Here is a 19,524-nt window from a genome sequence, read left to right on the forward strand (position 1 = left end):
ACTCAGCGCACCCACCCGGCGGTCAGCGCGGTCACGCCGAGCCCGTCGGGGTCGGCCAGCTTGACCCCGACGAACTGCCGGGCGGCGGCGGAGGTCTGCACCCGGGGCGCCGGCTCCGGGTCGATGAGCGTCGCCACCACCGCGGCGGCGGCGTCCGCGGGCGACTGGGCGGCGGCGAACGCGGCGGCGGTGCGATCCAGGTACGCGCGCAGCGCCGGCCCGTACACGCCGGCGGCGGCGACCGCGGCCTCGGCGTCGAGGCCGACGTTGGTGACGAACTCGCTGGCCACGGCGCCGGGCTCGATCACGGTGACGCTGACCCCGAGGGTGGCGGCGACCGGGGCGAGGCTCTCCATGAAGCCCTCGACGGCGAACTTCGCCGCGCAGTACGCCTCGTTGAACGGCTGCCCGACGACCCCGCCGACGCTGGTCACGGTGATCAGCCGTCCCCGGGTGGCGCGCAGGTGCGGCAGCGCGGCACGGGTGACGTGCAGGACGCCGAAGAAGTTGACCTCCATGACGGCGCGGACGTCGTCGACGGTCTCCCGTTCGAGGGTGCCGACGTGCCCGGCGCCGGCGTTGTTGATCACCGCGTCGAGCCGCCCGTGGCGGGCGACCACCTCGGCCACGCAGGCGGCGGCCTCGGCCTGGTCGACGACGTCGAGCCGGCGTACCTCCAGCAGGTCACCGACCCCGGCGGCGTCGGCGGCGGCGCGCAGCCGGCCGGCGCGGGCGGGATCGCGCAGGGTGGCGACGGTGCGCCAGCCGGCACGGGCCGCGCCCACGGCGGTCTCCAGGCCGATGCCGGTGGACGTGCCGGTGATCAGCACGGTGGGTGCGCTCACGGGTGCCTCCTGCCGCCACGGTCTCACCGCCCGGGCGGGCGGGGTGGCGATTCGGCGGCATCAGCTCCGGTCGGTCCGGCCGTCCCCGTCGGCGCGCCCGGGCCCCCGCGACGGCGGGCGGCGCCGGGGCGCGGCGGGGTCATCCGGCGAGCCGGCGGCGGTGTGACCGGCTGGTGTCCAGCGGCCGGCCCGGGTCGACGTGGCGGGGGCGGTCCGGCTCGTCGGGGCGTAGCGGCGCGAGGTCGTCGGTGATCGCGTCGATGATCCGGTCGGTGGCGCGCCGCGCCGCGCCCGGTGTGCCGGGATGCAGGTCACGCAGCAGCACCGGTGCGCCGAAGCACACCCGGATGACCGGCCGCCGCAGCACCGCCCGGGCGAGGCCGCGCAGCATGCCCTTCGGCGCCCGGTAGGGCAGCACCTCGTGGGAGCCCCACTGGGCGACCGGGACGACGGGGGCGCCGCTGGCGAAGGCGAGCCGGGCGGCGCCGGTCTTGCCCCGTTCGGGCCACATGCCGGGGTCCAGGCCGATGCGTCCCTCCGGGTAGACCAGCACCACCGAGCCGCCGGCCACCGCGCCGGCGGCCATCTCCAGCGAGTGGTGCACGGAGCTGGTGCCGCGGTCGACCCGGATGTGCCCGGCGCGGCGCATCAGAGCGCCGATCACCGGGGCGCGGAACAGCCCACCGGTGGCCATGATCCGTGGGCGGATGCGGCGGACCTGGCAGGCCGCGGCGAGCACCACGGGGTCGAAGGGGCTGATGTGGTTGGCGGCCAGGATCAGCGGCCCGCGCCGCAGCTCCTCCGGCACGTCGCCGGTGACCTCGAGGCGGCCGAGCAGGCCGACGAGGCCGCGGGCGGCCAGTTGCGCGGCGCGCCACAGCAGGGGCGCCCGCCAGTGGGTGGTCGGGGTGTCCATCAGTGCTGGATGGTCGCACGCGCCGGGGTGAGCGGGGCGACCGATCCCGGGTACGCCGCCGGCGGCCGGTGTCCTCCACGGCGGCGGAGGACACCGGCGGTCCGCGCTATTCGGCGTAGGGCTGGTTCTCGCCCTGGGCGCTGTAGCCGAGGCTCCAGACGTAGCCGTCCGGGTCGGCGAAGGTGCCGCCGTACCCGCCCCAGGGCAGGGGACCGGCGGGCTTGAGGATCGTGGCGCCGGCCTTCTCGGCCTCCGCCATGACCTCGTCGATCCGCCCCTCGCTGCGGACCACGTAGGTGAGGACGAGGCCGCTGAAGCCGCCGCCCTCCGGGCTGGCGCCCACCTGCTCGGCCAGGCCGTCGCGGCCGTAGAAGCCGACGGGCGAGCCGCCGTCCGGCGCGAAGAACACCGAGACGCCGTAGTCCTGCGCGATCTTCCAGCCGAGACCCTCGGTGTAGAACCGCTTGGCGCGCTCCATGTCCTTGACGCCGAGGAGGATCGAGCTGACGTGGGCCTTCATGCGTTGTCTCCTTCTCCGTACCTGCTGGTCAGGTGCACGCCGGTCACGCTACGGAGCGGCCGCGGCCCGGTGCTTCTTGAATCCTGACCGGTTTCCGGGGGTGATCAGGGTCATTGGTCCCGGACCTGATCGGGCCCCGTGGCCCTGCACCGCCAGCTACGACGCCGGGTAGTATTTACTACGTCTCGTAGTATGCACAGCTGGGGGTTTCAGGTGGACGCGTTGGACGTCGCCCGCTGGCAGTTCGGTGTCACCACCGTCTACCACTTTCTCTTCGTGCCCTTGACCATCGGCCTGTCCGTGCTGGTGGCCATCCTGCAGACCCTGTGGCACCGCACCGGCAACCCGCGGTACCTCAAGCTCACCAAGTTCTACGGCAAGCTCTTCCTGATCAACTTCGCGATGGGCGTGGTCACCGGCATCGTGCAGGAGTTCCAGTTCGGCATGAACTGGTCGGACTACTCACGCTTCGTCGGCGACATCTTCGGCGCGCCCCTCGCCATCGAGGCGCTTGTCGCGTTCTTCCTGGAGTCCACCTTCATCGGCCTGTGGATCTTCGGCTGGGACCGGCTGCCCCAGCGGCTGCACCTGGCCGCCATCTGGGCCGCGGCGATCGGCACCAACCTGTCCGCCTACTTCATCCTCGCCGCGAACTCGTTCATGCAGAACCCGGTCGGCTACCGGATCAACCCGGACACCGGGCGGGCCGAGCTGACCGACTTCGTCGCCGTGCTCACCAACAAGGTCGCCCTGATCACGTTCCCGCACACCCTGGCCGGCGCGTTCCTGGTCGCCGGGTCCCTCATCGTGGCCGTCGGGCTGTGGCACCTCATCCGCGGCTCCGGCGCCGACACCGACGCCTACCGTTTCGCCACGAGGTTCGGCTCCTGGGTGGTGCTGGTCTCCGCGGCGCTGGTGCTGTTCACCGGGGACATCCAGGGCAAGATCATGACCCAGGTGCAGCCGATGAAGATGGCCGCCGCCGAGGGCCTCTACACCACCGAGAGCCCCGCCTCGTTCTCCGTGCTCACCGTCGGCAGCCTCGACGGCAGCCGGGAGATCTTCGCCATCAAGATCCCGCACCTGCTGTCGTACCTGGGCACCGGCGACCCGAACGGCACCGTGCACGGCATCAACGACCTCCAGGCCCAGTACGCCAGCCAGTACGGCGCCGGCAGCTACACCCCGATCATCCCGGTCACCTACTGGAGCTTCCGGTTCATGATCGGCCTCGGGATGGCCGCCGCCGCGATCGCCCTGCTGGTGCTCTGGACCCAGCGCAAGGGCCGCACCCCGACCAACCGGTGGCTGCTGCGCGCCGGCCTGGTCATGCCGGCCCTGCCGCTGCTGGCCAACTCCTTCGGCTGGATCTTCACCGAGATGGGCCGCCAGCCGTGGATCGTCTTCGGCGAGATGCTCACCCGCAACGGCGTGTCCCGCAGCGTCTCGCTGGCCGAGGTGCTCACCTCGTTCACCGCCTTCACCCTGATCTACGCCACCCTCGCGGTGATCGAGTTCAAGCTGCTGGTCCGCTACGCGAAGGCCGGCGTGCCCGACGTCACCCCGCAGCCCGCCGAGGACGACACCGACGACGCCGAGCGCCCGCTGGCGTTCGCCTACTGACCCCGGAGCCCACCGTGGAACTCACGACCATCTGGTTTCTCCTCGTCGCCGTGCTCTTCACCGGCTACTTCGTCCTCGAAGGCTTCGACTTCGGCGTCGGCATGCTGCTGCCCGTGCTCGGCCGCGACGACCGGGAACGCCGCGTCCTGATCAACACCATCGGCCCGGTCTGGGACGGCAACGAGGTCTGGCTGATCACCGCCGGCGGCGCCATGTTCGCCGCCTTCCCCGAGTGGTACGCCACCCTCTTCTCCGGCTTCTACCTGCCGCTGCTGCTGATCCTGCTCGCCCTCATCGCGCGCGGGGTGGCCTTCGAGTACCGGCACAAGCGCCCCGAGGCGGTCTGGAAGCGCCGCTGGGACCGGGCCATCTTCTGGGGTTCGGCCCTGCCCGCGGTGCTGTGGGGCGTCGCCTTCGCCAACATCCTGCGCGGCGTGCCGCTGAGCGCCGACCACGAGTACGCCGGCGGCCTGCTCGACCTGCTCCACCCGTACGCGCTGCTCGGCGGGGTGACCACCCTGGGCCTGTTCCTCACCCACGGTGCGGTGTTCCTCGCCCTGAAGACCGTCGGTGACATCCGGGCGCGGGCCGGCGCGCTGGCCGTCAAGCTCGGTGCCGGCACCGCCGTGGTGGCGGTGGTCTTCCTGGCCTGGACGCTGAGCATCCGCTCCAGCGCGGCCGCCGTCGTGCTCGCCGTCGGCGCGGCCCTTGCCCTGCTCGCCGGTGTCGCCGCCGCCCGGGTACGCCGGGAGGGCTGGGCGTTCACCGGCACGGCCGTGGCCATCGCCCTGGCCGTGGCGACCCTGTTCGCCGCGCTGTTCCCGAACGTGCTGCCGTCCACGCTGGACGCCGCCGGCACGCTGACGGCCACCAACGCGGCCTCCACCCCCTACACCCTGAAGATCATGACCTGGGTGGCGGTGGTGTTCACCCCGATCGTGCTGGCCTACCAGGGCTGGACCTACTGGGTGTTCCGCAAGCGGATCGGGGTACAGAACATCCCGCAACACTGAGGGACCTGTGGGCGCGGGTGACGCGGGGCCGGTGCGAGGGGGTCGCACCGGCCCCGCGGGGCGTCTCACACCAGGTCGATCCGCTGCCACTCGACCGGGTAGCCGGCGCGGGCGAACGTGGCGGCCATCGGCGTGTTGCCCTGGTCGGTGGCGGCCACGATCTCCTCGGCGCCCGCCTCGACCAGCAGGTGGGTGCCCTCGACGAGCAGGTCGTAGGCGTAGCCGTGGCCGCGCTGGGCGGGCAGCACGCCGACGAAACCGACGACGTGGTGCGTCGGGTTGCGGGCCGGCACCACCAGCCCGACCGGCTCCCCACCCGGGGTGAACGCCATCCGCCACCAGTCGCGGGGGCTGGGCATCCACCGCAGCAGGTCCAGGTCCTCCCGCGCCGCGGCGAGCGGCCCGTGCGCGGCTGCCGCGGCCCGGAAGTGGGCGTCCAGGCTGCCCTCGCCGATGCGGCACAGCACGTCCAGGATCACCGCGTCGTCCGGCTCGGGCCGGAACTCCAGCCGGCCCGGCCGGGCCGGCAGGCCGCACCCGGGCGTCCAGTGGTAGCGGTACCGCTCGACCAGCACCCGCATGCCGGCCGCCGTCGCGGCGTCGATGCGGGCCTGCGCCTGCGCGCGGACCGCGGGGTCCGCCCGCCAGCCGTGGGGGAGCAGGATCGAGTACTCGGTGCGCAGCGGCGCCGCGCGCAGCAACTCCACGGCCGCCTGCGCGTCGGTGAAGTCGAACCAGTCCAGCGCCAGCGGCGCCGGGTCGTCCGGCCCGGCCCACCAGGCGGCCCGGGCGACCACCACCCCGTCGCGCAGGGCCACCCAGGTCCACTCCGGGCGGAAACCGCCGCCGGCGTACGTCTCGCCGAGCACGGCGCGCCCGACCAGCCCCGGGTCGGGCAGGGAGTCGAAGAGATGTTCCTCGCCCGCGACCAGCGGGCGGATGACCAGATCGGTCATGAAGGTCCTTCCGGAAAGCGGTGCGCTCCCCGGTTCAGGAACCCGGCGTCCTCGCGGCCGGACGGGAGCGCGTGACAGTCGTGCGTGCCATGGCGCTCACCTCCCTCCGGCCTCGTCGAGGACGCGGCGGAACCATACCAGGCACCCCGCGCCCCGGCCGAGGCGTTCACCCGGCCGGGCGCGGGGCGCGGCTCAGCGGGCCTCGCGCAGCTCCGCCAGCCGGGCCTCGATCTCGGCCAGCTCGGCGCGCAGCTTCTCCGCCTGCTGCTCCGCCTCGGCCCGCTCGGCGGCCAGGATCTGCTCCACCGCCTCCTGCACGCCGGGCACGTCGACGAGCGCCACCATCCGCAGCGCCTCCGCCGGCTTCACCACGTACGGCCTGGCGAGGGCCTTCGCGCCCTGCTGCGCCGCGACCGTCCACTCGCCCTCGGCGTAGGCCAGCGTCACCGTCAACCCGGCCGGGCTCTTCGGCTTGACCGCCTTCACGGCCCGCCGCGCCGGCTTCGGCTCCGCCTGCTGCTCCACCCTCGTCTCCTCCCGCCGCGGCGCCGGCACCGGCGGCGCGTCCAACACGAACTCCGGCTCCGCCGGCGCCGCCTCGGCCGGGGGCTCCGGCTTCGGCTCCGCCGGCCGCCGCCCGGCCCCCTTCGGCGCGATCGCCACGTCGGCGGGGGAGAAGGGCAGCTCGTCGCGGCCGAACCGCACCACCACGAACTCCTCGGACACCTCCGGGTCGGTCAGCTCCACCACCTGCCCGAGCTGGCCGGCCACCTGCCCGGCCGCCGCCGTGAACACCACCCTGGGCCTGCGGCCGGCCGCCAGCGCCTCCCGGATGCCCTGTACCTCGTCAGTGGACAAACCCTGGCCCGCCATCACAGCCCTCTCCCGTACCTGTGTCTGATGCCTGCCTTGATACCAGCCGGCACCGACACCCGGAAGATCAACCCCCGGCCGTCCAGACGGCGGCCACCTCCTCGGCCACCGCGGCGGCCTGCGCGAACCCGGCCCGCGCCGACGCCGGCCTGCGCGCCGGGTCCAGCACGTTGCGCCCGATCGCCGCCCGCGCCGCCCGGTCCGGCGACACCACCGCCACCTCCGCGCCCGCCGACCGCACCTGCGCCACCTGCGCCGACAGCCGCGGCATCGGCCCGAACCCGGCCCGCGTCGGCGCCAGCACCACCACCGCCCGCGCGCCGGCGGCCAGGTCCGCGTTCACCGGGGAGCGCACCCCACCGTCGACGTACCGCCGGCCGCCGATGGTCACCGGCGGCCACACCCCCGGCACCGCGCAGCTGGCCCCCACCGCGTCCGCCAGCGGCACGTCCGCGCCGGCGTCGAAGACCACGAACTCGCCGGAGGCCGCGTCCACGGCCGTCACCAGCAGCCGCCGCGCCGGCCAGTCCCGCACCGGCAACCGCGCCGCGATGACCGCCCGCCGCGACTCCTCCGACGGGGTACGCGCCGCCAGGGCCATCGCGCCGACCCGGGCCCGCGCCCGCACCTCGTCGCGGCCCCGCGCACCCGCCCACGCCCAGCGGGCCAGCACCGCGACCCCCAGCCGGGCCGGCAGCTCGCCCCGGCCCGGGCGCAGCTGCGCCGCGTACAGGTCCTCGACGGGTGTGCCGGAGCACACCTGCGCGCCCACCATCGAACCGGCCGAGGTGCCCACGACCAGCTCCGCCCCGGTCACGTCCAGCCCTCGCGCGGCGAGCCCGGCCAGCAGCCCCAACTCCCAGGCCACCCCGGTCACCCCGCCGCCACCCAGCACCAACGCCCGCGTCATGTGTGACCGTCCTCTCCACCGGGACCCGCGCCGATCACGGTAACGTCACCGGCACCGCCAGGGCAGGGGAGAGAACATTGACCTCCGTCACCATCGTCACCGGTGGGGGGCGCGGCATCGGCGCGGCCACCGTCCGCCGTCTCGCCGCCGCCGGCCACGACGTGGTCATCGGCTACCGCAGCGACCACGCGGCAGCCGAGGGTGTCCTCGCCGACGTGCGCGCCGCCGGCCGCCGCGGCGTCGCCGTCGCGGCCGACACCGCCGACCCGGACCAGGTCGAGCGCCTCTTCGCCGCCGCGGCGACGCTGGGCCCGCTCACCGGCCTGGTCAACAACGCCGGGATCACCAGCCCGATCGGGCCCTTCACCGACCTGCACGTCGACGACCTGCGCCAGGTCGTCGACGTCAACCTCGTCGGGTACGTCCTCTGCGCCCAGCAGGCCGCCCGCACGATGACCCGCGGTGGCGCCATCGTCAACGTCTCGTCCGCCGCGGCCACCCTCGGCAGCCCCGGCGAGTACATCCACTACGCCGCCGTCAAGGCCGCCACCGACACCCTCACCGTCGGTCTCGCCAAGGAACTCGCCCCGCGCGGCATCCGGGTCAACGCGGTCGCCCCGGGCATCATCCGCACCGACATCCACGCCCTGTCCGGCGCGCCGGACCGTCCCGACACCGCGGCGGGCCGTGTCCCGCTGGGCCGCGCGGGGGAACCCGACGAGGTCGCCGGCGCCGTCGCGTTCCTCCTCGGCCCGGACGCCTCCTACACCACCGGCGCCGTCCTGCGCGTCGCCGGCGGCCTCTGACACGGCGGCGGGCCCGGGGGGGGGGGGCCCGGGCCGCCGCGGCGGGCCGGGGCCGGCGGGGGGGGGCCCGGCGCCGGCGCGGGACCGCCCGCGGCCCCCCCCCCCCCCCCCCCCCCCCCCCCCCGCCCCCCCCCGCCCCCCCCCCCCCCCCCCCCCCCCCCCCCCCCCCCCCCCCCCCGGGGGGCCCCCGCCCCCCCCCCCCCGGGGGGGCGGCGGGGGGGGGCCCCCCCCCCCCCCCCCCCGCCGCTCGCGCTAGTGGGTGAACAGCTTCGCCGCCGTGATCACCGTCTGCACCACCCCGTACCCCAGCAGCGCCGACACCACCACCCACGACACCACCAGGCGGACCCGCTGCCCGCCACCGGCCTGCTCGTTCACGACCCGCTCCTCTCCGCCGTCACCGGCTGCGCACCCTCGACACCGTCCGGACCCGGCGCCGGCTCGTGGAACCGCTCCGGCACCGGCCGGATCAGCAGGTTCGCCACGAACCCGACCGCCAGCACCCCGACCATCGTGAACAGCGCCGGCCGGTACGCCGCCGCCGTCAACGTGCCCGGCTTGCCCTGCGCGTCGAGGAAGGCGTTCACGATCAGCGGGCCGGCCACCCCGGCCGCCGACCACGCGGTCAGCAGCCGGCCGTGGATCGCGCCCACCTCGAACGTGCCGAACAGATCCCGCAGGTACGCCGGCACCGTGGCGAACCCGCCGCCGTAGAACGACAGGATCACGCACGCGAACAGCACGAACAGCGCCGTGGCCGCCTGCCCGAACAGGGCCAGCAGCACGTACAGCACCATCCCGACGCCGAGATACAGCAGGTAGATCGGCTTGCGGCCGATCACGTCCGACGTCGACGACCAGGCGAACCGGCCGGCCATGTTGAACAGCGACAGCAGGCCCACGAACCCGCCGGCCGCCGCCACCGACACCGCCGAGGTCCCGTTGTCCCGGAAGAAGTCCTGGATCATCGGGCTGGCCTGCTCCAGGATCCCGATGCCCGCCGTCACGTTGCAGAACAGCACCACCCACAGCAGCCAGAACGACCGGGTCTTCACGGCGTTCGCCGCCGACACGTTCGCCGTGGTCACCAGCGGCTTCGCCGCCACCCGCGCCGGGTCGAACCCGGCCGGCCGCCAGTCGGGGGCGGGCACCCGCACGTTGAACACCCCGAACATCATGATCACGAAGTAGCCGACGCCGAGGGTCAGGAACAGCCAGACCAGGGCGCTGCCCGACGCCGTCGAGCCCGCGTTCGCCGGGTCGTACCCCCGGTCGTAGAACGACAGGAGCTGCCGGGACAGGGGAGAGGCGACCATGGCGCCACCACCGAAGCCCATGATCGCCAGCCCGGTCGCCAGGCCCGGCCGGTCCGGGAACCACTTGATCAACGTGGAGACGGGGGAGATGTACCCGATCCCCAGCCCGATGCCGCCCAGCACCCCGTAGCCCAGGTACAGCAGCCACAGCTGCTTCGTGGCGATGCCCAGCGCGCCGACCAGGAAGCCGGCCGCCCAGAAGCAGGCCGAGACGAACATCGCCTTGCGCGGCCCGTTCGCCTCCACCCACGTGCCCGCCACCGCGGCGGACAACCCCAGCATCACGATCGCGATGCTGAAGATCACCCCGATCGCCGTCTGGCCCGTGTCGAAGTGCGCGATCAGGGAGTTCTTGTACACGCTCGTCGCGTAGACCTGCCCGATGCAGAGATGAATCGCCAGCGCCGCGGGCGGTATCAGCCAGCGGCTGTAGCCCGGCGGCGCGACGGTGTGCCGACGATCGAGTGCGGAAAGCATGCCTGCTTCCTCTCCGGAGAATGGCGAGAATCCCACCCGTTCATGCCCCCGCCGCACGCCGCGCCGAAACCCGCCACGCGCCGGACGGTCGAAACCCTGAGCCGAACGGTCACCCCGGCCCGGGGCCCCGCACCGGGCGTCGCCCCACCGTCACCGCCCGTCCTGGCCGATCATGGGCGCATGCCGCTGCTCACCACCCCCGCCCTGCGCCCGGGCGCCCTCGCCGGCCAGCCCCAACCCGACCTGCACGCCGGCGACCTGCTCCTGCGTCCGTGGCGCCCCGACGACCGGCCCGCCGTGCTCGCCGCGTACGCCGATCCCGCCGTCCGCCGCTGGCACTGCCGCGCCCTGACCGACGACGAGGCCCGCGACTGGATCGACTCCTGGCCGCGCCGCTGGCGGCACGAGACCGGCGTCGGCTGGGCGGTCACCGACCACACCGGGGTGCTCGGCCAGATCAGCCTCCGCGCCGTCGACCTGCCCGAGGCCCAGGCCGAGGTGTCGTACTGGGTGCTGCCCGCCGCCCGGGGCCGGCGCGTCGCCGCCCGCGCCCTGACCGCGCTCACCGCCTTCGGCTTCGACCGGCTCGGCCTGCACCGCGTCTGGCTGCAACACTCCACCGCCAACCCGGCCTCCTGCCGGGTGGCCGCACGCGCCGGCCTCGCCGCCGAGGGCACCCACCGCGGCGCCGCCCGCCACACCGACGGCTGGCACGACATGCACGTGCACGCCCGCCTGCGCACCGACACCTGACCGGCGCCGCCGCCACGGATGCGACGATGAGCCCGTGAAGATCCTGTCCATCCAGTCGTCGGTCGCCTACGGGCACGTCGGCAACTCCGCCGCCGTGTTCCCGCTGCAACGGCTCGGCCACGAGGTCTGGCCGGTCCTGACCGTGCACTTCTCCAACCACACCGGCTACGGGGCCTGGCGCGGCCCGCTGCTGCCCCCGGCCGACGTCGCCGAGGTGATCGCCGGCATCGAGGACCGCGGCGTGCTCGGCACGGCCGACGCGGTGCTCTCCGGCTACCAGGGCGACCCGGCGATGGGCGCGGTGATCCTCGACGCGGTCGCGCGGGTGAAGGCCGCCAACCCGGACGCCCGGTACTGCTGCGACCCGGTGATGGGCGACGTCGGCCGCGGCATGTTCGTCCGGCCGGGCATCCCCGAGTACCTGCGGGACACCGTCGTGCCCCGCGCGGACATCGTCACCCCCAACCAGTTCGAGCTGGAGTTCCTCGCCGGCCGCCGCACCGACACCCTCGACGACCTGCTCGCCGCCGTCGACGTCGTCCGCGCCACCGGACCCCGGCACGTGCTGGTCACCAGCGTGCTGCACGGCGACCTCCCCACCGGTTCCCTGGAGGTCGTGGCCGTCTCCGACGACGGCGCGTGGGCGGTCACCACGCCGCTGCTGCCGATCACCCCCAACGGCGGCGGCGACGTCACCGCCGCGCTCTACCTCGCCCACCTCGCGAGCACCGGGTCACCGCAGACGGCGCTGGAGCGCACCACCAACTCCATCTACGCGGTCCTCGAGGCCACCCTCGCCGCCGGCACCCGGGAGCTGCAGCTCGTCGCCGCCCAGGACGCCATCGCCGACCCGCCCACCCGGTTCGGCGCCCGCCGGCTGCGCTGAGCCGCCCCCGCCGCGCCGGCCGGGGGACTTCACCGGAGCTCCGCACCCCGGCCGGCGGCTCGGCCTACGCTCGGAGGCGACGCAGTCCGCCGCCGCGCCTGCGGGCCCGACGCGGAGGACGCCGGATGGAGGGAACCACCTTCGCGGCACCGGCCTGGGCCTGGCTGGCCGTGGGCGCGGTCATCGCCGCCATGCTCGCCGTCGACGTGTTCTCCCACCGCGACCACCACGTCGTCGAACTGCGCGAGGCGCTGCTCTGGAGCGCAGTGTGGATCACCGCCGGGATCAGCTTCGGGCTGGTGATCTGGCTGTGGCGCGGCAGCGGGCCGGCGGTCGCCTACTACTCCGGCTACCTGCTGGAGAAGGCGCTGTCGGTCGACAACGTGTTCGTCTTCGCACTGCTGTTCGGATACTTCCGGGTGCCCCCCGCGTACCAGCACAAGGTGCTCTTCTGGGGGGTGCTCGGCGCGCTCGGCTTCCGGCTCGTGTTCATCTTCGCCGGCGCCGAACTGCTGGACCGGCTGACCTGGGCCGGTCTCGTGCTCGGCGCCTTCCTGATCTGGACCGGCTGGCGCCTCGCCGTCCGCGGCGAGCCGGACGTCGACCCCGACCGCAACGTCGCCGTCCGGCTCTTCCGCCGGCTGGTGCCCACCGAGTCCCGCTACCACGACGGCCGCTTCACCGCCCGCGTCGACGGCCGCCGCAAGGGCACCGTGCTGCTGGTCGCGCTGGTGGCGATCGAGGCCACCGACGTCGTGTTCGCGATCGACTCGGTCGCGGCGATCCTGGCCATCACCACCAACACGTTCCTGGTCTGGACGGCGAACGCCTTCGCCGTGCTCGGGCTGCGCAGCCTGTACTTCTGCCTGGCCGGCCTGCTGCGGCACTTCGGCTACCTGCGCTACGGGCTCGCGGTGCTGCTCGCGTTCGCCGGGGTGAAGTTGATCCTCGCCGAGACCCCGGTGGGCAAGCTGCCGGTCTGGCTCACCCTCGCCGTGGTGGTGCTGACGCTCGCCACCGCCATCGGCTGGAGCGTGGTGGCCGCCCGCCGGGACGCCCGGGCCCGCTGACCGGCCGCGGCACGCGTCGACACGACCCGCAACGCGGTGGGCAACCCGCGCGCCGCGTGGCACCATCTGGCACGTGACCAGCAGTTCCGACCCGGCGCAGCACCTGCGCGACCTCGCCCGGCTGCGCCGCGTCCGCGACCGCATCGACCGCGAGTACGCCCAGCCGCTGGACGTCGAGGCGCTCGCCCGCGGCGCGCACATGTCGGCCGGCCACCTCAGCCGCCAGTTCCGGCACGCCTACGGCGAGTCCCCGTACGCATACCTCATGACCCGGCGCATCGAGCGGGCCATGGCGCTGCTGCGCCGTGGCGACCTCAGCGTCACCGACGTCTGTTTCGCGGTCGGCTGCTCCTCGCTCGGCACCTTCAGCACCCGCTTCACCGAACTGGTCGGCATCCCGCCGAGCACCTACCGGGCCCGGGCGGCGGCCGGCGGCGCCGGCGAACTGCCCCCGTGCGTGGCCAAGCAGGTCACCAGACCGATCAGGAATCGAGAAGCGCCGGCCGTCACGCCGCACCTAGCCTGACTGCCATGGACCTCACCATCGACACCACAGTCCTCCCGCACGACGACCCGGACGCCTCCCTGGCCTTCTACCGCGACGTCCTCGGTTTCGAGGTCCGCGGCGACGTGGGGCAGGGCCGGATGCGCTGGATCACGGTCGGCCCACCCGGGCAGCCCGACACCTCCATCCTGCTGGCGCCGCCGGCCGTCGACCCCGGGATCACCGACGAGGAACGCCGTACCATCGTGGAGATGATGGCCAAGGGCACCTACGGGTGGATCCTGCTGGCCACCCACGACCTCGACGGCACCTTCGACAAGCTCCAGGCCGGCGACGCCGAGGTGGTCCAGGAGCCGATCGAGCAGCCCTACGGCGTCCGCGACTGCGCGTTCCGCGACCCCGCGGGCAACCTCATCCGCATCAAGGAGCTGCGCTGATCTGTCGTACGGACCTGATCAGATCGAGCCAGCCGACGCCGGACGGGGCCGCGACCGCGGCCCACGGACAGATGGAGACACGATGAGCACGGCCCCGAGGACGGACAGCCCGCCACCCGCGCAGCACGCCGCCGACGCCCATGAGCTGATCCGCGTGCAGGGCGCGCGCGAGAACAACCTCAAGGACGTCAGCATCGAGATCCCGAAGCGCCGGCTGACCGTGTTCACCGGCGTCTCCGGCTCCGGCAAGAGCTCGCTGGTGTTCGGCACCATCGCCGCCGAGTCACAGCGGCTGATCAACGAGACCTACAGCGCCTTCCTGCAGGGCTTCATGCCGACCCTCGCGCGGCCCGAGGTCGACGTCCTCGAGGGCCTGACCACCGCGATCATCGTCGACCAGGAGCGGATGGGCGGCAACCCCCGCTCGACCGTCGGCACCGTCACCGACGCCAACGCCATGCTGCGCATCCTGTTCAGCCGGCTCGGCCAGCCGCACATCGGCGGGCCCCAGGCGTTCTCCTTCAACGTCGCCTCCATCAGCGGCGCGGGCGCGGTCACCCTCGAACGCGGCGGTCAGACCACCAAGGAGCGGCGCAGCTTCAGCATCACCGGCGGCATGTGCCCGCGCTGCGAGGGCATGGGCTCGGTCACCGACTTCGACCTGACCCAGCTGTACGACGACAGCAAGTCACTCAACGAGGGTGCGCTCACCGTCCCCGGCTACAGCATGGACGGCTGGTACGGCCGCATCTTCAGCGGCTGCGGCTTCTTCGACCCGGACAAGCCCATCCGGAAGTTCACCAAACGGGAGCTGCACGACCTGCTCTACAAGGAGCCGGTCAAGATCAAGGTCGACGGCATCAACCTCACGTACGAGGGCCTGATCCCGAAGATCCAGAAGTCGATGCTGTCCAAGGACGTCGACTCGATGCAGCCGCACATCCGCGCCTTCGTGGAACGGGTGGTCACGTTCACCACCTGCCCGGACTGCGACGGCACCCGGCTCAGCGCGGCCGCCCGCTCCTCCAAGATCGCCGGCATCAGCATCGCCGACGCCTGCGCCATGCAGATCAACGACCTGGCCGAGTGGGTGCGCGGCCTCGACGAACCCTCCGTGGCGCCACTGCTCACCGCACTGGGCGCCACCCTCGACTCGTTCGTACGCATCGGGCTGGGCTACCTGTCGCTCAACCGGCCGTCCGGCACGCTGTCCGGCGGCGAGGCGCAGCGCACCAAGATGATCCGCCACCTCGGCTCCTCGCTCACCGACGTGACCTACGTCTTCGACGAACCCACCATCGGGCTGCACCCGCACGACATCCAGCGGATGAACGACCTGCTGCTGCAACTGCGCAACAAGGGCAACACCGTCCTCGTCGTCGAGCACAAACCCGAGACCATCGCCATCGCCGACCACGTCGTCGACCTCGGCCCCGGCGCCGGCACCGCCGGCGGCGAGGTCGTCTTCCAGGGCACCCTCGCCGGGCTGCGGGCCAGCGGCACCCTCACCGGGCGGCACCTCGACGACCGGGCCCACCTCAAGCCCTCCGTACGCACCCCCTCCGGGGTGCTGGAGGTGCGCGGCGCCAACACCCACAACCTCCAGAACGTCGACGTCGACATCCCGCTCGGCGTACTCGTCGTCGTCACCGGCGTGGCCGGCTCCGGCAAGAGCTCACTCATCCACGGCTCCGTGTCCGGGCGCGACGGCGTCGTGTCCGTCGACCAGAGCGGCATCCGCGGCTCACGCCGCAGCAACCCCGCCACCTACACCGGCCTGCTCGACCCGATCCGCAAGGCCTTCGCCAAGGCCAACGGCGTCAAACCCGCGCTGTTCAGCGCCAACTCCGAGGGCGCCTGCCCCACCTGCAACGGCGCCGGCGTCATCTACACCGACCTCGCCATGATGGCCGGCGTCGCCACCACCTGCGAGGAGTGCGAGGGCAAGCGGTTCCAGGCATCCGTCCTGGAATACCACCTCGGCGGCCGCGACATCAGCGAGGTCCTCGCCATGTCCGTCACCGAGGCCGAGGAGTTCTTCGGCGCCGGCGAGGCCCGCACCCCGGCCGCCCACAAGATCCTCGGCCGGCTCGCCGACGTCGGCCTCGGCTACCTCACCCTCGGCCAGCCACTCACCACCCTGTCCGGCGGCGAACGGCAACGCCTCAAGCTGGCCACCCGCATGGCCGACAGCGGCGGCGTCTACGTCCTCGACGAGCCGACCACCGGCCTGCACCTCGCCGACGTCGAGCACCTGCTCGCCCTGCTCGACCGGCTCGTCGACTCCGGCAAGTCGGTCATCGTCATCGAGCACCACCAGGCGGTCATGGCCCACGCCGACTGGATCATCGACCTCGGTCCCGGCGCCGGCCACGACGGCGGCCGCATCGTCTTCGAGGGCACCCCCGCCGACCTCGTCAAGGCCCCCTCCACCCTCACCGGAGAACACCTCGCGGCCTACGTCGGCGCCTGACCCGTTGGCATCGGGACGGGACGGCAACCGAGCCACCCCGTCCCGACGCCCGGGCCCGCCGGGGGAGCGCCCCCCGGCGGGCCCCACACCCGCCGGGCGCTCAGCGCACCGCGGCGGCGAAACTGCCCGGCTCGTACGAACCGCCCCGCTGGTGCACGATCACCGACATCCGGTTCGCCGCGTTGATCAGCGAGACCAGCGCCACCAGCGCGGCGATCTGGTCGTCGTCGTAGTGCTTGCGCACCGCCTCCCACGTCTCGTCCGACACCCCCTGGTGGGCGTCGGCCAGCCGGGTGCCCTCCTCGGCGAGCGCCAGCGCCGCCCGCTCCGCCTCCGTGAACACGGTGGACTCCCGCCACGCGGCCACCAGGTTGAGCCGCACCGCCGTCTCACCCGCGGCCGCCGCCTCCTTGGTGTGCATGTCGATGCACCACCCGCAGCCGTTGATCTGGCTGGCGCGCAGCGACACCAGCTCCTGCGTGGAGCTCGGCAGCGGCGACTGATGGATCACCAGAGCGGCGTTGGCGAACCGCTTGGCGAACTTCACGGCGATCTCGTTGGCGAACATGTCGAATCGAGCATCCATGGCTCGGCCTCCCTCGTGGTGTCACATCGGACGACCACGAGATGCCGGCCAGCCCGTCCCCGTGACAGGGCGGCCACGTGACGCACCGCACACCCTCCCCAATGTCACACCACGGCCCGGACCGGCATCTGATGGGGGACACCATCGACACCGAACAGGAGCCACCCATGGCCGGCACGGCGCAGAGCGCACCCGACGACCGCCCGGACCCCGCCACCGAGGTGTTCCTCACCCACCGCAACCTGCTGTTCACCGTCGCCTACGAGATGCTCGGCTCGGCCGCCGACGCCGAGGACGTCCTCCAGGAGACCTGGCTGCGCTGGGTGGACGTCGACCTCGACACGGTGCGGGAACACCGCGCGTACCTGGTCCGGATCACCACCCGCCAGGCGCTCGCGCGGCTACGCACGCTCGGCCGCCGCAAGGAGTCCTACGTCGGCTCCTGGCTGCCCGAGCCGCTGCTCACCGCACCCGACGTCGCCGAGGACGTCGAACTGGCCGACAGCGTCTCCATGGCGATGCTGCTCGTCCTGGAGACGCTCACGCCCACCGAGCGCGCCGTGTTCGTGCTGCGCGAGGTGTTCGACCTCGACTACGACGAGATCGCCGAAGCCGTCGACAAGAACCCGGCCACGGTCCGCCAGATCGCCCACCGGGCCCGGGGACACGTCGCCGCGCGCCGGCCCCGCGGGGCCGTGTCCGCCGCCGAGAGCCGCGACGCGCTCGCGGCGTTCCAGCGGGCCACCGAGACGGGCGACCTGCAGGGCCTGCTCGACATCCTCGCGCCCGACGTGGTCTTCCTGGGTGACGGCGGGGGAGTCAAGCAGGCGGTCGCGCGGCCCGTCGTGGGCGCCGAGAAGGTCGCCCGACTCCTGGCCGTCGGGCTGGGCCGGATCGCCGAACTGATGTCGCTGCGGCCGGCACAGGTCAACGGCTTCCCGGCGCTGATCATGGAGCAGGGCGACGAGATCGACACCGTGCTCGCGGTACGCATCGACGACGGGCTCGTCACCGGGCTCTACGCCGTCCGCAATCCGCACAAGCTGTCGCACATGGAGCGCGAGATCAGCCTCAGCCGCTGAACTCGCCTGCCGTGACTACCAGTTCCGTCAGTTGCGCACCGCCACCGGTCACCCCTCGATGGTCACCGGACGGCCCGGCGCCGTCGGGTCAGGAGCAGCAGCACGCCGCCACCCACCACCAGGGCGAGGCCGGTCCCGGCGGTCACCCCCGCCCGGGACCCGGTGATCGGCAAGCTGCCGCCACCACCAGCGCCACCCCCGTCACCAGGGTGGCCGCCGCCACCACCACCGTCACCGGGGTCGCCGCCGCCACCACCTCCGCCGCTGCTGTTCGCGACCACCACGACCGCGAACCCGTCCTGGTTGTCGCTGTCGTCCACGTCGACCGCTCGTACGGCGACGGCGTTCCTGGGAAGGACGCTCCACGCCGGGCCGGAACGGTCCGATTGAGGGCCGCTCAGGCCCTCGACCCGGACGGTCCCGTTTCGCAACGTGACCGGCGCCTTCGTGGCGGCCGACACCGTCACCAGATGGTGCAGCTCCACGGCGGAGTGGAGCTGGTCGTTCGGGTCGGTGTCCTGGTCGGCCGGAACGAGGGCCAGTCGGTCGTAGGTGCAGACCGCCGCACGTCCGGCGGCACCGAGGACGCATTCACCGGGCGGCCTGGTGAACGTGGCGCCCCTGGGCAGGCGAAGCTCGACCTTGACGCCGTCGACCGGCCGCCGCCCCTGGTTGACGATCGTGTAGCGCACCGCGCCCGTCTCGCCCGGATTCAAGGTGCCGGTGGATGTGAGGCTGCCGTCGGCAGCGATCCGCACCGACTGCGTCACGTCCGGCGCGACCACCGAAAGGTCGGCTTCGGGGTGATCCACCACCTCGATCGGGAACCACCTGATGTTGTCGGCCGGATCCGTGTCGACCGGTTCGACCTCGACCGTCACCTTGATCCGGCCCGCGAAGGGCTCTCCGGTCTGGACGGTGGCGAGGACGGGAAGCTCCAGCGTCTCGCCCGGCCCCGGAAGCTGATCCGGCAGCAGGTCGCAGTACCAGCCGGAGAAGTCGCCGTCGCACTCGGCCAGCCCGCCGGTCGGCCAAAGCATGATCTTGAAACTCGACGGATCCAGCTCCGACGCGTCGACCCGGACGACGACCCGGGTCGGGGTAGCGTCGCCCTGGTTGCTGATCTTCAGGTGAAGCGTCTTCTTCGTGACCCCCAACGGAATCGTCCCGCCGGCCAGGTCGACGGTGACGTCCGTACCCGCCGGCGCCGCCGACGCAGATGCGGCGGGCACGCCGACCCCTCCGAGAAGAAGCAGCACGGTGGCCACCGTTCGGGGCAGCCACGGAAGTCCGAACCTCATGACGGAGCCCTCCGGATGAACGGACGGTGCGAGTTGTTGACGCTATCGGCAACCGGCCGGGTTCGGTATCCCTCGCGTGGCCCGTGTCGGGCCGCACCGGAGGCTCTCCGACTACGTGCGCGATCGGACGGGCGCCAGGGGTGCAGTCGTCCTCCAGCCACCAGTTCCGAGCGGCT

Annotated in this window: 20 protein-coding genes; 10 read left to right on the top strand and 10 right to left on the bottom strand. The window is 73.3% G+C overall.

Going from position 1 to position 19,524, the window contains the following annotated elements:
- Nucleotides 1-2: 2 nt before the first annotated feature.
- The 3 genes from ACZ6PY_RS14395 to ACZ6PY_RS14405 all read right to left on the bottom strand — a co-directional run bounded on the left by ACZ6PY_RS14395 (nucleotide 3) and on the right by ACZ6PY_RS14405 (nucleotide 2,281).
- Nucleotides 3-845: an SDR family NAD(P)-dependent oxidoreductase gene (locus ACZ6PY_RS14395; RefSeq protein WP_466072273.1), complete on the bottom strand. Its 843-nt coding sequence runs from the start codon at nucleotides 843-845 to the stop codon at nucleotides 3-5.
- A gap of 139 nt (nucleotides 846-984) precedes the next feature.
- Nucleotides 985-1,761 carry a lysophospholipid acyltransferase family protein gene (locus ACZ6PY_RS14400; protein ID WP_466072275.1) on the bottom strand — a complete coding sequence of 259 codons (777 nt, stop codon included), beginning with the start codon at nucleotides 1,759-1,761 and terminating at the stop codon, nucleotides 985-987.
- A 106-nt stretch (nucleotides 1,762-1,867) separates the two neighbouring features.
- On the bottom strand, nucleotides 1,868-2,281 hold the full coding sequence (locus tag ACZ6PY_RS14405; RefSeq protein ID WP_466072277.1) for a VOC family protein: 414 nt from the start codon (nucleotides 2,279-2,281) through the stop codon (nucleotides 1,868-1,870).
- Between the two features lie 213 nt (nucleotides 2,282-2,494).
- Here ACZ6PY_RS14405 and ACZ6PY_RS14410 point away from each other — a divergent pair, with 213 nt between their 5' ends.
- Both ACZ6PY_RS14410 and cydB read left to right on the top strand, forming a co-directional pair.
- Nucleotides 2,495-3,904: a cytochrome ubiquinol oxidase subunit I gene (locus ACZ6PY_RS14410; RefSeq protein WP_466072279.1), complete on the top strand. Its 1,410-nt coding sequence runs from the start codon at nucleotides 2,495-2,497 to the stop codon at nucleotides 3,902-3,904.
- A gap of 14 nt (nucleotides 3,905-3,918) precedes the next feature.
- Nucleotides 3,919-4,917: a cytochrome d ubiquinol oxidase subunit II gene (gene cydB / locus ACZ6PY_RS14415; RefSeq protein ID WP_466072281.1), complete on the top strand. Its 999-nt coding sequence runs from the start codon at nucleotides 3,919-3,921 to the stop codon at nucleotides 4,915-4,917.
- Between the two features lie 65 nt (nucleotides 4,918-4,982).
- On the opposite strand, the gene ACZ6PY_RS14420 is transcribed toward cydB, so the two are convergent.
- From ACZ6PY_RS14420 to ACZ6PY_RS14430, 3 genes are all read right to left on the bottom strand, one after another.
- Entirely contained in the window at nucleotides 4,983-5,873 is an 891-nt protein-coding gene (locus tag ACZ6PY_RS14420) for a GNAT family N-acetyltransferase (RefSeq protein ID WP_466072283.1), read from the bottom strand.
- A 192-nt stretch (nucleotides 5,874-6,065) separates the two neighbouring features.
- Nucleotides 6,066-6,746, bottom strand: coding sequence for a hypothetical protein (locus ACZ6PY_RS14425; protein WP_466072284.1), 681 nt, complete (start codon nucleotides 6,744-6,746; stop codon nucleotides 6,066-6,068).
- A 67-nt stretch (nucleotides 6,747-6,813) separates the two neighbouring features.
- Complete coding sequence (locus tag ACZ6PY_RS14430; RefSeq protein WP_466072286.1) at nucleotides 6,814-7,656, bottom strand: patatin-like phospholipase family protein; 843 nt, start codon at nucleotides 7,654-7,656, stop codon at nucleotides 6,814-6,816.
- Between the two features lie 77 nt (nucleotides 7,657-7,733).
- On the opposite strand from ACZ6PY_RS14430, the gene ACZ6PY_RS14435 reads away from it, so the two are divergent.
- Nucleotides 7,734-8,462 (top strand): SDR family NAD(P)-dependent oxidoreductase, encoded by a 729-nt coding sequence (locus ACZ6PY_RS14435; protein ID WP_466072288.1) that lies wholly within the window; start codon nucleotides 7,734-7,736, stop codon nucleotides 8,460-8,462.
- A gap of 252 nt (nucleotides 8,463-8,714) precedes the next feature.
- Here the strand turns inward: ACZ6PY_RS14435 and ACZ6PY_RS14440 are convergent, their stop codons facing one another.
- Entirely contained in the window at nucleotides 8,715-8,840 is a 126-nt protein-coding gene (locus tag ACZ6PY_RS14440) for an MFS transporter small subunit (protein WP_262284204.1), read from the bottom strand.
- Complete coding sequence (locus ACZ6PY_RS14445) at nucleotides 8,837-10,255, bottom strand: OFA family MFS transporter (RefSeq protein WP_466072290.1); 1,419 nt, start codon at nucleotides 10,253-10,255, stop codon at nucleotides 8,837-8,839. Before ACZ6PY_RS14445 ends, ACZ6PY_RS14440 begins: the two co-directional genes overlap by 4 nt.
- A gap of 180 nt (nucleotides 10,256-10,435) precedes the next feature.
- Here ACZ6PY_RS14445 and ACZ6PY_RS14450 point away from each other — a divergent pair, with 180 nt between their 5' ends.
- The 6 genes from ACZ6PY_RS14450 to ACZ6PY_RS14475 all read left to right on the top strand — a co-directional run bounded on the left by ACZ6PY_RS14450 (nucleotide 10,436) and on the right by ACZ6PY_RS14475 (nucleotide 16,379).
- Entirely contained in the window at nucleotides 10,436-11,008 is a 573-nt protein-coding gene (locus ACZ6PY_RS14450; RefSeq protein ID WP_466072292.1) for a GNAT family N-acetyltransferase, read from the top strand.
- Nucleotides 11,009-11,042: 34 nt separating this feature from the next.
- Nucleotides 11,043-11,894 (top strand): pyridoxal kinase PdxY, encoded by an 852-nt coding sequence (gene pdxY, locus ACZ6PY_RS14455; RefSeq protein ID WP_466072294.1) that lies wholly within the window; start codon nucleotides 11,043-11,045, stop codon nucleotides 11,892-11,894.
- A gap of 125 nt (nucleotides 11,895-12,019) precedes the next feature.
- On the top strand, nucleotides 12,020-12,964 hold the full coding sequence (locus ACZ6PY_RS14460; RefSeq protein WP_466072296.1) for a TerC family protein: 945 nt from the start codon (nucleotides 12,020-12,022) through the stop codon (nucleotides 12,962-12,964).
- A 73-nt stretch (nucleotides 12,965-13,037) separates the two neighbouring features.
- Nucleotides 13,038-13,490: a helix-turn-helix transcriptional regulator gene (locus tag ACZ6PY_RS14465; RefSeq protein WP_466072298.1), complete on the top strand. Its 453-nt coding sequence runs from the start codon at nucleotides 13,038-13,040 to the stop codon at nucleotides 13,488-13,490.
- 5 nt (nucleotides 13,491-13,495) lie between these two features.
- The gene (locus ACZ6PY_RS14470) at nucleotides 13,496-13,906 is read left to right on the top strand and encodes a VOC family protein (protein ID WP_466072300.1); all 411 of its coding nucleotides are present in this window, start codon (nucleotides 13,496-13,498) and stop codon (nucleotides 13,904-13,906) included.
- An 82-nt stretch (nucleotides 13,907-13,988) separates the two neighbouring features.
- Complete coding sequence (locus tag ACZ6PY_RS14475; protein ID WP_466072302.1) at nucleotides 13,989-16,379, top strand: ATP-binding cassette domain-containing protein; 2,391 nt, start codon at nucleotides 13,989-13,991, stop codon at nucleotides 16,377-16,379.
- Between the two features lie 100 nt (nucleotides 16,380-16,479).
- Here ACZ6PY_RS14475 and ACZ6PY_RS14480 read toward each other — a convergent pair whose 3' ends face one another.
- Nucleotides 16,480-16,965: a carboxymuconolactone decarboxylase family protein gene (locus tag ACZ6PY_RS14480; protein WP_466072304.1), complete on the bottom strand. Its 486-nt coding sequence runs from the start codon at nucleotides 16,963-16,965 to the stop codon at nucleotides 16,480-16,482.
- A 167-nt stretch (nucleotides 16,966-17,132) separates the two neighbouring features.
- On the opposite strand from ACZ6PY_RS14480, the gene ACZ6PY_RS14485 reads away from it, so the two are divergent.
- Nucleotides 17,133-18,047 (top strand): RNA polymerase sigma-70 factor, encoded by a 915-nt coding sequence (locus ACZ6PY_RS14485; RefSeq protein ID WP_466073544.1) that lies wholly within the window; start codon nucleotides 17,133-17,135, stop codon nucleotides 18,045-18,047.
- 62 nt (nucleotides 18,048-18,109) lie between these two features.
- Here the strand turns inward: ACZ6PY_RS14485 and ACZ6PY_RS14490 are convergent, their stop codons facing one another.
- The gene (locus ACZ6PY_RS14490; protein ID WP_466072306.1) at nucleotides 18,110-19,348 is read right to left on the bottom strand and encodes a hypothetical protein; all 1,239 of its coding nucleotides are present in this window, start codon (nucleotides 19,346-19,348) and stop codon (nucleotides 18,110-18,112) included.
- Between the last annotated feature and the right edge of the window lie 176 nt (nucleotides 19,349-19,524).

This window comes from Micromonospora sp. NPDC048907 (genome assembly GCF_055586885.1).